Annotated in this window: 23 protein-coding genes; all 23 read left to right on the top strand. The window is 38.1% G+C overall.

What is annotated here, in order from left to right; translation table 11 throughout:
* Positions 1-6 precede the first annotated feature (6 nt).
* The 23 genes from fusA (at position 7) to secY (ending at position 12,747) form a co-directional block, all read left to right on the top strand.
* A complete protein-coding gene (gene fusA / locus AACP56_RS11320; RefSeq protein ID WP_339337627.1) occupies positions 7-2,133 on the top strand; it encodes an elongation factor G in 2,127 nt (708 codons plus the stop codon).
* A 10-nt stretch (positions 2,134-2,143) separates the two neighbouring features.
* Entirely contained in the window at positions 2,144-2,449 is a 306-nt protein-coding gene (gene rpsJ, locus AACP56_RS11315; protein WP_026915146.1) for a 30S ribosomal protein S10, read from the top strand.
* A gap of 156 nt (positions 2,450-2,605) precedes the next feature.
* A complete protein-coding gene (rplC, locus tag AACP56_RS11310) occupies positions 2,606-3,223 on the top strand; it encodes a 50S ribosomal protein L3 (RefSeq protein ID WP_339337628.1) in 618 nt (205 codons plus the stop codon).
* Positions 3,224-3,227: 4 nt separating this feature from the next.
* Complete coding sequence (rplD, locus tag AACP56_RS11305) at positions 3,228-3,857, top strand: 50S ribosomal protein L4 (protein ID WP_339337629.1); 630 nt, start codon at positions 3,228-3,230, stop codon at positions 3,855-3,857.
* Positions 3,858-3,864: 7 nt separating this feature from the next.
* Positions 3,865-4,155, top strand: a complete 291-nt coding sequence (gene rplW, locus AACP56_RS11300) for a 50S ribosomal protein L23 (RefSeq protein WP_339337630.1) — start codon at positions 3,865-3,867, stop codon at positions 4,153-4,155.
* Positions 4,156-4,164: 9 nt separating this feature from the next.
* Positions 4,165-4,989, top strand: coding sequence for a 50S ribosomal protein L2 (gene rplB / locus AACP56_RS11295; RefSeq protein WP_339337631.1), 825 nt, complete (start codon positions 4,165-4,167; stop codon positions 4,987-4,989).
* 12 nt (positions 4,990-5,001) lie between these two features.
* The gene (gene rpsS / locus AACP56_RS11290) at positions 5,002-5,280 is read left to right on the top strand and encodes a 30S ribosomal protein S19 (RefSeq protein WP_339337632.1); all 279 of its coding nucleotides are present in this window, start codon (positions 5,002-5,004) and stop codon (positions 5,278-5,280) included.
* A gap of 3 nt (positions 5,281-5,283) precedes the next feature.
* Positions 5,284-5,697 carry a 50S ribosomal protein L22 gene (gene rplV / locus AACP56_RS11285; RefSeq protein WP_339337633.1) on the top strand — a complete coding sequence of 138 codons (414 nt, stop codon included), beginning with the start codon at positions 5,284-5,286 and terminating at the stop codon, positions 5,695-5,697.
* 1 nt (position 5,698) lies between these two features.
* On the top strand, positions 5,699-6,415 hold the full coding sequence (rpsC, locus tag AACP56_RS11280) for a 30S ribosomal protein S3 (protein ID WP_339337634.1): 717 nt from the start codon (positions 5,699-5,701) through the stop codon (positions 6,413-6,415).
* 20 nt (positions 6,416-6,435) lie between these two features.
* A complete protein-coding gene (gene rplP / locus AACP56_RS11275; protein WP_339337635.1) occupies positions 6,436-6,858 on the top strand; it encodes a 50S ribosomal protein L16 in 423 nt (140 codons plus the stop codon).
* A 14-nt stretch (positions 6,859-6,872) separates the two neighbouring features.
* Positions 6,873-7,064 (top strand): 50S ribosomal protein L29, encoded by a 192-nt coding sequence (gene rpmC, locus AACP56_RS11270; RefSeq protein WP_311352202.1) that lies wholly within the window; start codon positions 6,873-6,875, stop codon positions 7,062-7,064.
* A gap of 13 nt (positions 7,065-7,077) precedes the next feature.
* On the top strand, positions 7,078-7,341 hold the full coding sequence (gene rpsQ / locus AACP56_RS11265; protein WP_339143649.1) for a 30S ribosomal protein S17: 264 nt from the start codon (positions 7,078-7,080) through the stop codon (positions 7,339-7,341).
* A gap of 2 nt (positions 7,342-7,343) precedes the next feature.
* A complete protein-coding gene (gene rplN, locus AACP56_RS11260) occupies positions 7,344-7,712 on the top strand; it encodes a 50S ribosomal protein L14 (RefSeq protein ID WP_339337636.1) in 369 nt (122 codons plus the stop codon).
* Positions 7,713-7,724: 12 nt separating this feature from the next.
* Positions 7,725-8,036, top strand: a complete 312-nt coding sequence (rplX, locus tag AACP56_RS11255) for a 50S ribosomal protein L24 (protein ID WP_339337637.1) — start codon at positions 7,725-7,727, stop codon at positions 8,034-8,036.
* 2 nt (positions 8,037-8,038) lie between these two features.
* Positions 8,039-8,590, top strand: a complete 552-nt coding sequence (gene rplE / locus AACP56_RS11250) for a 50S ribosomal protein L5 (protein ID WP_339337638.1) — start codon at positions 8,039-8,041, stop codon at positions 8,588-8,590.
* Between the two features lies 1 nt (position 8,591).
* A complete protein-coding gene (gene rpsN, locus AACP56_RS11245) occupies positions 8,592-8,861 on the top strand; it encodes a 30S ribosomal protein S14 (protein WP_130611988.1) in 270 nt (89 codons plus the stop codon).
* A gap of 22 nt (positions 8,862-8,883) precedes the next feature.
* A complete protein-coding gene (rpsH, locus tag AACP56_RS11240; RefSeq protein WP_339337639.1) occupies positions 8,884-9,282 on the top strand; it encodes a 30S ribosomal protein S8 in 399 nt (132 codons plus the stop codon).
* 21 nt (positions 9,283-9,303) lie between these two features.
* On the top strand, positions 9,304-9,846 hold the full coding sequence (rplF, locus tag AACP56_RS11235) for a 50S ribosomal protein L6 (RefSeq protein WP_339337640.1): 543 nt from the start codon (positions 9,304-9,306) through the stop codon (positions 9,844-9,846).
* A 12-nt stretch (positions 9,847-9,858) separates the two neighbouring features.
* On the top strand, positions 9,859-10,212 hold the full coding sequence (rplR, locus tag AACP56_RS11230) for a 50S ribosomal protein L18 (protein ID WP_339337641.1): 354 nt from the start codon (positions 9,859-9,861) through the stop codon (positions 10,210-10,212).
* A gap of 6 nt (positions 10,213-10,218) precedes the next feature.
* Positions 10,219-10,743: a 30S ribosomal protein S5 gene (gene rpsE, locus AACP56_RS11225; RefSeq protein WP_339337642.1), complete on the top strand. Its 525-nt coding sequence runs from the start codon at positions 10,219-10,221 to the stop codon at positions 10,741-10,743.
* A 6-nt stretch (positions 10,744-10,749) separates the two neighbouring features.
* Positions 10,750-10,929 carry a 50S ribosomal protein L30 gene (gene rpmD, locus AACP56_RS11220; RefSeq protein WP_339337643.1) on the top strand — a complete coding sequence of 60 codons (180 nt, stop codon included), beginning with the start codon at positions 10,750-10,752 and terminating at the stop codon, positions 10,927-10,929.
* A gap of 12 nt (positions 10,930-10,941) precedes the next feature.
* The gene (rplO, locus tag AACP56_RS11215) at positions 10,942-11,394 is read left to right on the top strand and encodes a 50S ribosomal protein L15 (protein WP_339337644.1); all 453 of its coding nucleotides are present in this window, start codon (positions 10,942-10,944) and stop codon (positions 11,392-11,394) included.
* A 12-nt stretch (positions 11,395-11,406) separates the two neighbouring features.
* Entirely contained in the window at positions 11,407-12,747 is a 1,341-nt protein-coding gene (secY, locus tag AACP56_RS11210) for a preprotein translocase subunit SecY (RefSeq protein WP_339337645.1), read from the top strand.
* Positions 12,748-12,750 lie beyond the last annotated feature (3 nt).

Genomic DNA, 12,750 nt, shown 5'->3' with positions numbered 1-12,750 from the left:
ACCAAGATGGCAAGAGATTTAAAATTTACAAGGAATATAGGTATTGCGGCACATATTGATGCTGGAAAAACTACTACTACAGAACGTATATTATTTTATACTGGTGTTAGTCATAAAATTGGAGAGGTGCACGATGGTGCCGCTACCATGGACTGGATGGAGCAAGAGCAAGAGCGTGGTATAACCATTACTTCTGCTGCTACTACATGTACTTGGAACTTCCCAACGGAAAATGGAAATCCAGTAAATGATACTAAAGGATATCATTTTAACATTATAGATACTCCTGGCCACGTTGACTTTACCGTAGAGGTAAACCGTTCTTTACGTGTATTGGATGGTCTAGTCTTTTTATTTAGTGCTGTTGATGGTGTTGAGCCTCAATCAGAAACTAACTGGAGATTGGCTGATAATTATAAGGTGCCAAGAATTGGTTTCGTGAACAAAATGGATAGACAAGGGTCTAATTTCTTAATGGTTTGTAACCAAGTTAAGGATATGTTGGGTTCTAACGCTGTACCTATTGTTTTGCCGATTGGTGAAGAAGCTGATTTTAAAGGTATAGTAGACCTTGCAAAGAATAGAGCAATCGTTTGGCACGAAGAAGGATTTGGATCAACATTCGATGTGATTGATATTCCTGCTGAAATGGAAGCTGAAGTAAAAGAATATCGCGCTGCTTTAATTGAAGCAGTGGCTGAGTATGATGAAGAATTAATGGAAAAATTCTTCGAAGATGAAGATTCCATAACTGAAGAAGAAGTTCATGCTGCATTAAGAGCTGCGGTAATGGACAGAGCTATAATTCCAATGATTTGTGGTTCTTCTTTTAAGAACAAAGGGGTTCAATTCTTATTGGATGCTGTATGTAGATATTTGCCTTCTCCAATTGATAAGGATGATATCGTAGGTACAGATCCTAATACAGGAAATGAAATTTCTAGAAAACCAGACGTTAAGGAACCTTTTTCTGCTTTAGCATTTAAAATTGCGACAGATCCTTTCGTTGGTCGTTTGGCATTCTTCAGAACTTACTCTGGACGTTTGGATGCTGGTTCATATATTTTGAATAACAGATCTGGCAAGAAAGAGCGTATTTCTCGTATCTATCAGATGCATTCCAATAAACAAAATGCTATCGATTTTATCGAAGCTGGTGATATTGGTGCTGCTGTTGGATTTAAAGATATCAAGACTGGTGATACCATGTCTGATGAAAAGCACCCAATAGTTCTTGAAAGTATGGATTTCCCTGACCCTGTAATTGGTATAGCAGTGGAACCAAAAACTAAGGCTGATGTAGATAAACTAGGTATGGCTTTGGGTAAATTGGCTGAAGAAGATCCTACTTTCCAAGTCAAAACTGATGAAGCTTCAGGTCAGACCATTATTTCTGGTATGGGTGAACTTCACTTAGATATTATCGTTGATCGTTTGAAGCGTGAGTTTAAGGTAGATGTTAATCAAGGTCAACCTCAAGTAGAGTACAAAGAAGCTATCACACAGAAGGCAGACCACAGAGAGGTATACAAAAAGCAATCAGGTGGTCGTGGTAAATTTGCTGATATTGTATTTACAATTGAACCTGCTGAAGAAGGTAAGAGTGGACTTGATTTTGTGTCCCAAATCAAAGGTGGTAACGTTCCAAAGGAATTTATCCCTTCTGTAGAAAAAGGATTCAAAATGGCAATGCAGAATGGTCCTTTAGCCGGTTACGAAATGGATGCTATGAAAGTTACTTTGACGGATGGTTCATATCACGATGTGGATTCGGATCAATTGTCTTTCGAACTTGCTGCTAAATTAGGATACAAAGCTGCTGCAAAAGCTGCAAAAGCGGTAATCATGGAGCCAATTATGAAATTGGAAGTACTTACTCCTGAAGAAAATATGGGTGATATTGTTGGTGACCTTAACAGAAGAAGAGGTCAAGTAAGTGATATGTCCGATAGAGCTGGAGCTAAAGTTATTAAGGCTACTGTTCCTTTATCAGAGATGTTTGGTTATGTTACTTCTTTAAGAACATTGTCATCTGGTAGAGCAACGTCAACTATGGAGTTTTCCCACTATGCGGAAACGCCAAGTAATATCTCGGAAGAAGTAATTAAGGCAGCTGTTGGTGCGCCAGCATAAATTTTAGAAGATGAGTCAAAAAATAAGAATAAAATTAAAGTCCTACGATCACAATTTAGTGGATAAGTCTGCTGAAAAAATCGTTAAGACCGTAAAGACTACTGGCGCTGTTGTAACAGGTCCAATACCTTTACCTACAAACAAAAAGATATTTACAGTTCTACGTTCACCGCACGTTAATAAGAAGTCTAGAGAACAATTCCAATTAAGTTCTTACAAGAGATTATTGGATATTTATAGCTCTTCTTCAAAAACTATTGATGCTTTAATGAAATTAGAGCTTCCAAGTGGTGTAGAAGTAGAAATAAAAGTGTAGATTTGCACGCTCTTTAAAAAAGAGGTTACATGTCCTGAGCTGCGAGCGAGGGAAAGACGGTGAAAGAAAAAAATCTGGGTCAGAGGATTTTCTTGACCCTTTTTTAATGTTTTTTAAGTAAACAAACAGAAAAGTAAATAATTAATATAAATAAATATGTCTGGGTTAATAGGAAAAAAAATCGGCATGACCAGCATCTTTGATGAGAATGGAAAGAACATTCCATGTACCGTCATTCAAGCTGGACCATGTGTGGTTACCCAAGTCAGAACCGAAGAGGTAGACGGGTATAGTGCCCTTCAACTCGGTTTCGATGACAAGGCAGAAAAGCGTGCTAATAAGGCTGAATCTGGTCATTTTAAGAAGGCAGGCGCTTCTCCAAAGAAAAAAGTCGTTGAGTTCCGTGATTTTGAAGGTGAGTTTAAATTAGGTGACACAGTGGGTGTTGACATTTTTTCTGAAGGAGAATTTGTTGATGTAGTTGGTACATCTAAAGGTAAAGGTTTTCAAGGTGTAGTAAAAAGACATGGCTTTGCTGGTGTTGGACAAGCTACTCACGGACAGCACAACAGATTAAGAGCCCCAGGTTCTATTGGTGCGGCTTCTTATCCTGCAAGAGTATTTAAAGGAATGAAGATGGCAGGTAGAATGGGTAGCGATAGAGTTACTGTTCAAAACCTAAGAGTATTAAAGGTAGTTTCTGAAAAGAACATAATAGTTGTTAAAGGAGCTGTACCTGGTCATAAAAATGCTTACGTAACTGTAGAAAAGTAAGGAAATGAAGGTAGCAGTTTTAGATATAAAAGGAAAAGAAACAGGTAGAAAGGTTGAGCTTTCTAACGATGTTTTTGCTATAGAACCTAATGAGCATGCAATTTATTTGGATGTTAAACAGTATTTAGCACACCAAAGACAAGGTACTCATAAGGCAAAAGAAAGAGCTGAAATCGTTGGTAGTACCAGAAAGATTAAAAAACAAAAAGGTACGGGTACGGCGAGAGCTGGTAGTATTAAATCTCCTATTTTTAGAGGTGGTGGTAGAATTTTTGGCCCTAGACCAAAAGATTACAGCCAAAAACTAAATAAGAATGTGAAGCGATTAGCTCGTAAATCTGCATTTAGTTTAAAGTCTAAACAAAAGGAATTATTAGTTGTTGAAGACTTCAATTTTGAGACTCCAAAAACTAAAGATTTCGTCAATGTTTTGAAATCTTTAGGGATTGAAAACAAAAAGTCTTTAATCGTCTTGGGCAACTCGAATAATAACGTATATTTGTCGTCGCGTAATTTTAAAGGTTCTGAAGTTGTAAAAAACTCAGAATTAAGCACTTACAAGATTTTAAATGCTAAAAGTGTTGTGCTTTTGGAAAGCGCGGTTGAAGGAATTGAATCTAACTTAAGTAAATAAGCAGAACATGAGTGTGTTGATAAAGCCAATCATTACGGAAAAAATGACCGCAGACAGCGAGCTTTTCAATCGTTATGGTTTCTATGTTGACCCAAAGGCCAACAAGTTACAGATTAAAGAAGCTGTTGAAGCAACTTACGGTGTTTCTGTGGAGAAAGTTAGAACTATGAATTACGGACCTGAGCGTCGTACTAGATATACGAAAACAGGTATTCAGCATGGTAAAACCAATGCTCGTAAAAAGGCAATAGTTGATGTTGCAGAAGGAGATATCATTGATTTTTACAGTAATCTATAAAGACAAGTAATGTCAGTTAGAAAATTAAAACCAATAACCCCTGGACAGCGTTTTAGAGTAGTAAACGGATTTGACGCGATTACTACTGATAAGCCGGAGAAAAGCTTGCTTGCTCCGTTAAAAAAGTCGGGTGGTAGAAACAGTCAGGGAAAAATGACCATGAGCCATAGAGGTGGTGGTCATAAAAGAAGGTATCGAGTTATTGATTTCAAAAGAGATTTGCAAGGTGTAGCTGCTGAAGTGAAATCAATCCAGTACGACCCAAACAGAACGGCTTTTATCGCCCTTTTAGAATATAAGGGTGGTGAAAAGAGATATATCGTAGCTCAAAATGGGTTGCAGGTCGGACAGAAAGTAGTTTCCGGCGAAAAAGCTGCCCCAGAAATTGGGAATGCCCTATTTCTTAAGGATATTCCTTTAGGCACCATAATCTCCTGTATTGAGCTTAGACCAGGACAAGGAGCCGTAATGGCGAGAAGTGCTGGTACTTTTGCACAATTAATGGCAAAAGATGGAAAGTTTGTAACTATTAAACTTCCTTCAGGCGAAACCAGATTAGTTTTAGCTAATTGTTTGGCTACTGTTGGTGCAGTTTCAAACTCAGACCATCAATTATTGGTTTCTGGTAAAGCAGGTAGAAGCAGATGGTTAGGAAGAAGACCAAGAACTAGACCAGTGGTTATGAACCCTGTGGATCACCCAATGGGTGGTGGTGAAGGTCGTGCTTCTGGAGGTCATCCAAGATCTAAGAACGGTATTCCGGCTAAGGGATACAGAACACGTTCCAAGACTAAAGATAGCAATAGATATATTATCGAACGTAGAAAGAAATAAAAGAAAAAGGAAATGGCACGTTCATTAAAAAAAGGACCTTACGTTCATCATAGTTTAGAAAAGAAAGTCCAGCAAAATGTGGAATCAGGAAAGAAAGCAGTAATCAAGACTTGGTCACGAGCTTCAATGATAACACCAGACTTTGTTGGTCAAACTATCGCGGTGCATAACGGAAGACAATTTGTTCCTGTTTATGTAACTGAGAACATGGTAGGTCATAAGTTAGGAGAATTTTCACCAACCCGTTCTTTTAGAGGGCATGCTGGTGCTAAAAATAAAGGTAAAAAGTAAGCTATGGGAGTTCGAAAAAGACAGATGGCTGAAAGAATTAAGGCGGAGAAAAAAGAACTTGCTTTTGCAAAGTTGAATAACTGTCCTACTTCACCTCGAAAGATGCGCTTGGTTGCGGATTTAATTAGAGGCAAGCAAATAGAAATGGCATTGGCTATTTTAAGGTTTAACCCAAAAGAAGCTTCTAGAAAGTTAGAGAAACTTTTACTTTCTGCCATTGCAAATTGGGAAGCAAAGAATGAAGACGGCAATATAGAAGATGCCGACTTGTTCATTAAAGAAATTCGCGTGGACAGCGGTACTATGTTAAAGAGGTTGAGACCAGCTCCGCAAGGTCGTGCACATAGAATTAGAAAACGCTCTAATCATGTAACAATGATTTTGGGTGCAAATACTAACACAGAAGCTAAAGCATAATATGGGACAAAAAACCAATCCGATAGGAAATCGCTTAGGAATTATCAGAGGATGGGAATCTAACTGGTATGGTGGAAATGATTACGGAGATAAATTGGCAGAAGATGACAAAATCAGAAAGTACATCCATGCCCGTTTAGCAAAAGCAAGTGTTTCTAGGGTTATTATAGAGAGAACTCTAAAATTGATTACTGTTACTATCACTACGGCAAGACCTGGCATCATTATCGGTAAGGGTGGTCAAGAAGTGGATAAGTTAAAGGAAGAGTTGAAAAAAATCACTAATAAGGAGGTTCAAATCAACATTCACGAGATAAAAAGACCAGAAGTTGATGCCCATTTGGTTGCTGCGAGTGTAGCAAGACAGATTGAAAGCAGAATTTCTTACCGTAGAGCAATTAAGATGGCTATCGCAGCAGCAATGCGAATGAATGCGGAAGGTATTAAGATTCAGATTTCAGGTCGTTTGAACGGTGCAGAAATGGCACGTTCAGAATCATATAAAGACGGTAGAATTCCATTATCAACTTTTAGAGCAGATATCGATTATGCTTTAGTTGAAGCCCACACTACTTATGGTAGATTGGGTATCAAAGTATGGATTATGAAGGGTGAAGTGTATGGTAAGCGCGAATTGTCTCCGTTAGTAGGTTTATCTACTGGCAATAAAGGTGGTAAGAATGATGGAGGTAAGAGACAACAACGTCGTAGAAAGTAATTAGATAAAGAAAAGGTAAGATGTTACAGCCGAAAAGAACAAAATTTCGTAAAGCCCAGAAGGGACGTATGAAGGGAAATTCACAGCGAGGACACCAGCTTTCCAATGGAATGTTTGGTATTAAATCATTGGATTCCCACTTTATCACATCTCGTCAAATAGAAGCTGCACGTATTGCTGCAACTAGATATATGAAAAGGCAAGGTCAGTTATGGATTAAGATTTTTCCAGATAAACCGATTACTAAAAAGCCTCTAGAAGTACGTATGGGTAAAGGTAAAGGTGCTCCAGAATACTGGGTTGCTGTTGTAAAGCCAGGTAGAATAATGTTCGAGATTGCAGGGGTTCCTTATGATGTTGCAAAAGAGGCATTAAGACTCGCTGCACAGAAATTACCTGTTAAAACTAAATTTATTGTTGCTAGAGATTACGACGCAGCTTAAATAACTGATAAGAGATGAAACAAGCAGAGATAAAAGAACTATCGGTTGAAGAGCTTCAGCAAAAATTGGCTGAAACTAAGAAAGAATATGCTGATTTAAAAGTGGCGCATTCAGTTACTCCACTAGAAAATCCAATGCAGATAAGAAAGACCAGAAGAACGGTGGCGAGATTGGCGACAGAGTTAACTAAAAGGGAATTACAATAACGGGTTCGGCCTTATGGAAGAAACAACAAGAAATTTAAGAAAAGAAAGGATTGGCGTAGTAACCAGTAACAAAATGGAAAAATCCATTGTTGTGGCTGAAGTAAAACGTGTAAAACATCCTATGTACGGTAAATTCGTTTTGAAGACCAAAAAGTATGTTGCTCATGATGAGAAAAATGACTGCAACGAAGGTGATACCGTAAAAATTATGGAAACCCGACCATTGAGTAAGACTAAATGTTGGAGATTGGTTGAAATCCTTGAAAGAGCTAAATAATTATGTTACAGCAAGAATCTAGATTAAAGGTTGCGGATAATACTGGTGCTAAAGAAGTGCTTACCATCCGTGTGCTTGGAGGAACAAAAAGAAGATATGCTTCCGTTGGTGACAAAATCGTAGTAACTGTAAAAGAAGCTACGCCTAACGGAGCTGTAAAAAAAGGTTCTGTTTCTACTGCAGTAGTGGTTAGAACCAAAAAAGAAGTAAGAAGACCCGATGGTTCTTATATCCGTTTTGATGACAATGCATGTGTATTGTTAAATCCAACTGGTGAAATGAGAGGTACTCGTGTTTTTGGACCTGTTGCAAGAGAATTGCGTGACAAACAATTTATGAAAATAGTTTCACTTGCCCCAGAGGTATTGTAATTGTACGAGAAGATGACAAAGTTGAAAATTAAAACAGGAGATACAGTAAGAATTACCACTGGAGACCATAAGGGTACAGAGGGTAAAGTAATGCGTGTTGATGCTGAAAAAAATAAAGCTATTGTTGAGGGTGCTAACATGGTTTCCAAGCATGAGAAACCAAGTGCAAAAAATCCTCAAGGTGGTATTGTAAAAAAGGAAGCCCCTATACATATTTCTAACCTTTCTTTGGTTGATTCCAAAGGAGATGCTACTAGAGTGGCATATGAAGTTAGAGATGGTAAAAAAGTTAGGGTTTCTAAAAAATCTGGAGAAATAATCTAGTTATGAGTTACATTCCAAGATTAAAGCAAGAATATAAAGAACGTGTGGTAAAAGCACTTTCTGAAGAGTTTGGCTACAAGAACGTGATGGAAGTTCCTAAACTGCAAAAAATTGTAGTTAGTAGGGGTGTAGGTGCTGCTGTGGCCGATAAAAAGTTAATTGACCACGCCGTTGATGAGTTAACTATGATAACTGGTCAAAGGGCCGTTGCTACAATGTCTAAAAAAGATGTTGCTGCATTTAAACTCCGTAAAGGAATGCCAATTGGAGCAAAAGTGACTTTACGTGGTGAGCGTATGTACGAATTTTTGGATAGGTTAATTACTACTGCACTGCCAAGAGTAAGAGACTTTCAAGGAGTACGTGCGACAGGTTTTGATGGTAGAGGAAACTATAGCCTTGGTGTAACTGAACAAATTATTTTCCCTGAAATCAATATTGATAAGATAAATAGAATCAACGGTATGGACATCACTTTTGTGACATCTGCCGATACAGATAAAGAAGCAAAATCATTGTTAACCGAATTGGGAATTCCCTTTAAAAAGAACTAGTATGGCTAAGGAATCAATGAAAGCCCGCGAACGTAAAAGGGCAAAAATGGTAGCTAAATATGCTGAAAAGCGTAAAGCTTTAAAGGAAGCTGGTGATTATGACGCTTTGCAGAAGTTGCCAAAGAATGCTTCTCCTGTGCGTATGCGCAACCGTTGTAAACTAACGGGAAGACCAAGAGGTTACATGAGAACTTTTGGTATCTCAAGGGTAACATTTAGAGAAATGGCCAACCAAGGATTAATCCCTGGGGTTAAAAAGGCAAGTTGGTAAATAGAATTAAAGAGTAGTAGAAATGCTTACAGATCCAATATCAGATTATTTAACACGAATTCGTAACGCGAGCAGAGCTGGTCATAGAGTAGTTAATATTCCTGCATCTAACTTAAAAAAGGAGATGACGAAGATTCTATTCGACCAAGGATATATCCTTAGTTACAAATTCGAAGATGACACAGTCCAAGGTAATATCAAAATCGCTTTGAAATATGACAAGTTTACAAAAGCACCTGTAATCAAAAAATTACAACGTGTTAGTAAGCCTGGTCTAAGAAAATACTCAGGTTCTGAGGACTTGCCAAGAGTCTTAAATGGTTTAGGTGTCGCTATAGTATCTACTTCACATGGAGTAATGACTAGCAAACAAGCTAAGCAAGAGAAGGTTGGTGGCGAAGTATTGTGCTACGTATATTAATAAGAGTAAAGTTTTAGAGAAATGTCTAGAATAGGTAATAATCCAGTTTCGATCCCTGAAGGGGTAACCGTTGAAATAAACGGTAATGTAGTTACCGTTAAAGGAAAACTTGGCGAATTGACCCAAGAGTTTTCAGGTGTCGAAGTAGCGATGGAAGACGGAAGTTTGATGGTAAAAAGACCTTCGGACTCAAAAGAGCATAAAGCAAAGCATGGTCTTTATAGATCATTGTTTTTGAATATGGTTGAAGGGGTTTCTAAAGGATGGACTAAAGAATTGGAATTGGTTGGTGTTGGTTATAGAGCTAGCAATCAAGGACAAAAATTGGATTTAGCTTTAGGTTTTTCTCACAACATAGTTATGAGTATAGCTCCGGAAGTTAAAATAGAGACTGTATCAGAAAAAGGTAAAAACCCAATTGTGAAGTTGACTTCGCATGACAAGCAATTGGTGGGCCAAGTGGCAGCCAAAATAAGAGCTTTCCGCAAACCAGAGCCATACAAAGGAAAAGGTATCAGATTTGTAGGAGAACAAATTAGAAGAAAAGCAGGTAAATCAGCTTAATAATATAGTATTATGGGATTGTCTACAACCGAAAGAAAATTACGAATCAGGAGAAGAATCAGAAAGATTTCTTCTGGTACCGAAAGCAGACCGCGTTTGTCCGTTTTTCGTAGTAATAAAGAAATATATGCTCAATTGATTGATGATGTTAGTGGTAAAACATTAGCAGCTGCATCTTCAAGAGATAAGAACATTGATGCAAAAGGAACCAAAACCGAAGTTGCAAACGCTGTTGGTAAAGCTATTGCTGAAAAAGCAAAAAAAGCTGGTATTGAAGCTGTTGCATTTGACAGAGGCGGAAACTTGTATCATGGAAGAGTAAAATCATTGGCGGAAGGTGCCAGAGAAGCAGGACTTAAATTCTAAATCAATATGTACCAGAAATACAAAAATGTAGAAATAGTTAAGCCAGGTGGTTTAGATTTAAAAGACCGTCTTGTTGGCGTACAGAGGGTAACAAAGGTTACCAAAGGTGGTAGAGCGTTTGGTTTCTCTGCAATCGTTGTTGTAGGTGATGAGAACGGTGTGGTAGGTCACGGTTTGGGAAAATCAAAAGATGTTGCTACTGCAATCGCAAAGGCTATTGAAGATGCAAAAAAGAATTTAGTTAGAATACCTTTAAATAAAGCTACGCTTCCTCATGAACAAAAAGGTAAGTTTGGAGGCGCAAGAGTATTTATAAAGCCTGCATCACAAGGTACAGGAGTTATTGCTGGTGGAGCTGTACGTGCGGTATTGGAAGCTGTTGGAGTACACGATGTGCTTTCAAAATCTCAAGGGTCTTCCAATCCACATAACGTTGTTAAAGCAACTTTTGATGCATTGTTACAACTAAGGGATGCTGGTACTGTTGCTGCACAGAGAGGGGTTAGTTTAGAAAAAGTATTTAAAGGATAGGATAAGATGGCGAAGATTAAAGTAAAACAATTAAAGAGTGCCATTAAGAGACCTCAGAACCAAAAGAGGACTCTAGAAGCATTGGGACTAAGGAAAATAGGTCATGTTGTAGAACATGAAGCAACACCTAACATCCTTGGTATGATAAAAAAAGTTGAACACTTGGTTTCCACTGAGGAATCTTAAAGAAAAGATAGAATGGATTTAAGTAGTTTAAAACCAGCAGAAGGAGCAATAAATAGAGACGGAAAACGCCTTGGTAGAGGTCAGGGTTCTGGAAAAGGTGGAACTGCTGCTAGAGGACATAAAGGAGCTAAGTCAAGATCTGGTTACTCTAAGAAAATTGGATTTGAAGGTGGTCAAATGCCTTTGCAGAGACGTGTTCCCAAATTTGGTTTCAAGAATATCAATCGTAAAGAATATCAAGGTATAAACTTAGACAAGTTGCAAACTTTGGTGGACAATAAGGCTGTAAAAGGAGAGGTTACTTTCGAAGCTTTGGTTGAAAACAGGTTGGTGAGACAAAATGAACTGGTAAAGATTTTAGGTGGAGGTGAATTAAAGGCCAAACTTAAAGTCTCTGCGCATAAATTTAGTGCATCTGCTAAAGCGGCAATCGAAGCGGCTGGTGGTGAAGCAATAAGTTTATAACGATATCGAATTATGAAGAAATTTATTGAGACCATATCAAATATTTGGAAAATTGAGGAGCTTAGACAACGTATTCTAGTTACTCTTGGTCTACTATTGGTGTATCGTTTTGGTGCACAAGTAGTACTTCCAGGTATTGATACAGCTCAATTGGCAGACCTATCCGCAAATGCGGGTGACGGTATTTTAGGAATTCTAAATGCATTTACGGGAGGGGCATTTGCAAATGCTTCAGTTTTTGCATTGGGTATTATGCCATATATTTCTGCCTCTATTGTAGTACAATTGATGAGTATTGCAATACCTTATTTACAGAAGTTAGACAAAGAGGGGGAAAGTGGTAGAAAGACCAAAAATCAAATAACTCGCTGGCTGACCATTGCAATAGGTATTGTTCAGGCACCGGCTTATTTATATGGTTTAGGCGCGCTCGGTGTGCCAGACAGTGCATTCATACTAGGTAAAGGATTGGATTTTATTGTTCCGGCAGTAATTATATTGGTTACGGGCATCGTATTTGCCATGTGGTTAGGTGAAAAAATCACGGATAAAGGTATCGGTAACGGTATATCATTATTGATTATGATTGGTATTATAGCTACTATGCCTCAGTCTTTCGCTCAAGAAGCGGTTTCTAGATGGAATGGTACTGGTGGTCCAATGCTCATTATTGTTGAGGTTGTTATCTGGTTTTTAGTAATTCTTGCGAGTGTATTGTTGGTAATGGCTTTGCGTCAAATCCCTGTTCAATATGCTAGAAGAAGTGCTTCTGGAGGATATGAAAAAAACATTACAGGCTCCAGGCAATATATCCCGTTAAAATTGAATGCATCTGGAGTTATGCCTATAATTTTTGCGCAAGCAATTATGTTTGCACCAAGTTTAATAGGAAGAACATTTAACAATACTGCTGTTGGTCAATGGATGGAAGTTCAGTTTGCGGACATCTTTGGATTGGCATACAATATATTATTCGCAGTATTGATTATTATTTTCACCTATTTCTACACTGCGATAACAGTCCCAACGAACAAAATGGCTGATGATTTAAAAAGAAGTGGTGGTTTTATTCCAGGGATTCGACCTGGCAAGGAAACAGGTGATTACTTAGATAAAATAATGTCTTTGATTACTTTTCCGGGATCTGTGTTTTTAGCACTGCTAGCCGTATTGCCAGCAGTTGTTGTAAAACTAATGGATGTACAGGCAGGTTGGGCGTTATTTTATGGGGGAACTTCACTGTTGATTATGGTAGGTGTTGCTATTGATACTGTTCAACAAGTGAATTCATATTTACTAAATAGACATTACGACGGTTTGATGAAAACCGGTAAAAATAGAAAAGTAGCATAATTT

Origin of the sequence: Croceitalea sp. MTPC6 (assembly GCF_036985525.1) — a bacterium.
Classification (GTDB): Bacteria; Bacteroidota; Bacteroidia; order Flavobacteriales; family Flavobacteriaceae; genus Croceitalea.
The sequence above is the reverse complement of the archived record's forward strand: the minus strand, read 5'-3'. Positions and strand labels throughout refer to the sequence as shown.

Bases quoted from the DNA above. Each gene is read 5' to 3' on its own strand.
- fusA (WP_339337627.1), top strand. From the start codon at position 7: ATGGCAAGAGATTTAAAATTTACAAGGAATATAGGTATTGCGGCACAT.
- rpsJ (WP_026915146.1), top strand. From the start codon at position 2,144: ATGAGTCAAAAAATAAGAATAAAATTAAAGTCCTACGATCACAATTTA.
- rplC (WP_339337628.1), top strand. From the start codon at position 2,606: ATGTCTGGGTTAATAGGAAAAAAAATCGGCATGACCAGCATCTTTGAT.
- rplD (WP_339337629.1), top strand. From the start codon at position 3,228: ATGAAGGTAGCAGTTTTAGATATAAAAGGAAAAGAAACAGGTAGAAAG.
- rplW (WP_339337630.1), top strand. From the start codon at position 3,865: ATGAGTGTGTTGATAAAGCCAATCATTACGGAAAAAATGACCGCAGAC.
- rplB (WP_339337631.1), top strand. From the start codon at position 4,165: ATGTCAGTTAGAAAATTAAAACCAATAACCCCTGGACAGCGTTTTAGA.
- rpsS (WP_339337632.1), top strand. From the start codon at position 5,002: ATGGCACGTTCATTAAAAAAAGGACCTTACGTTCATCATAGTTTAGAA.
- rplV (WP_339337633.1), top strand. From the start codon at position 5,284: ATGGGAGTTCGAAAAAGACAGATGGCTGAAAGAATTAAGGCGGAGAAA.
- rpsC (WP_339337634.1), top strand. From the start codon at position 5,699: ATGGGACAAAAAACCAATCCGATAGGAAATCGCTTAGGAATTATCAGA.
- rplP (WP_339337635.1), top strand. From the start codon at position 6,436: ATGTTACAGCCGAAAAGAACAAAATTTCGTAAAGCCCAGAAGGGACGT.
- rpmC (WP_311352202.1), top strand. From the start codon at position 6,873: ATGAAACAAGCAGAGATAAAAGAACTATCGGTTGAAGAGCTTCAGCAA.
- rpsQ (WP_339143649.1), top strand. From the start codon at position 7,078: ATGGAAGAAACAACAAGAAATTTAAGAAAAGAAAGGATTGGCGTAGTA.
- rplN (WP_339337636.1), top strand. From the start codon at position 7,344: ATGTTACAGCAAGAATCTAGATTAAAGGTTGCGGATAATACTGGTGCT.
- rplX (WP_339337637.1), top strand. From the start codon at position 7,725: ATGACAAAGTTGAAAATTAAAACAGGAGATACAGTAAGAATTACCACT.
- rplE (WP_339337638.1), top strand. From the start codon at position 8,039: ATGAGTTACATTCCAAGATTAAAGCAAGAATATAAAGAACGTGTGGTA.
- rpsN (WP_130611988.1), top strand. From the start codon at position 8,592: ATGGCTAAGGAATCAATGAAAGCCCGCGAACGTAAAAGGGCAAAAATG.
- rpsH (WP_339337639.1), top strand. From the start codon at position 8,884: ATGCTTACAGATCCAATATCAGATTATTTAACACGAATTCGTAACGCG.
- rplF (WP_339337640.1), top strand. From the start codon at position 9,304: ATGTCTAGAATAGGTAATAATCCAGTTTCGATCCCTGAAGGGGTAACC.
- rplR (WP_339337641.1), top strand. From the start codon at position 9,859: ATGGGATTGTCTACAACCGAAAGAAAATTACGAATCAGGAGAAGAATC.
- rpsE (WP_339337642.1), top strand. From the start codon at position 10,219: ATGTACCAGAAATACAAAAATGTAGAAATAGTTAAGCCAGGTGGTTTA.
- rpmD (WP_339337643.1), top strand. From the start codon at position 10,750: ATGGCGAAGATTAAAGTAAAACAATTAAAGAGTGCCATTAAGAGACCT.
- rplO (WP_339337644.1), top strand. From the start codon at position 10,942: ATGGATTTAAGTAGTTTAAAACCAGCAGAAGGAGCAATAAATAGAGAC.
- secY (WP_339337645.1), top strand. From the start codon at position 11,407: ATGAAGAAATTTATTGAGACCATATCAAATATTTGGAAAATTGAGGAG.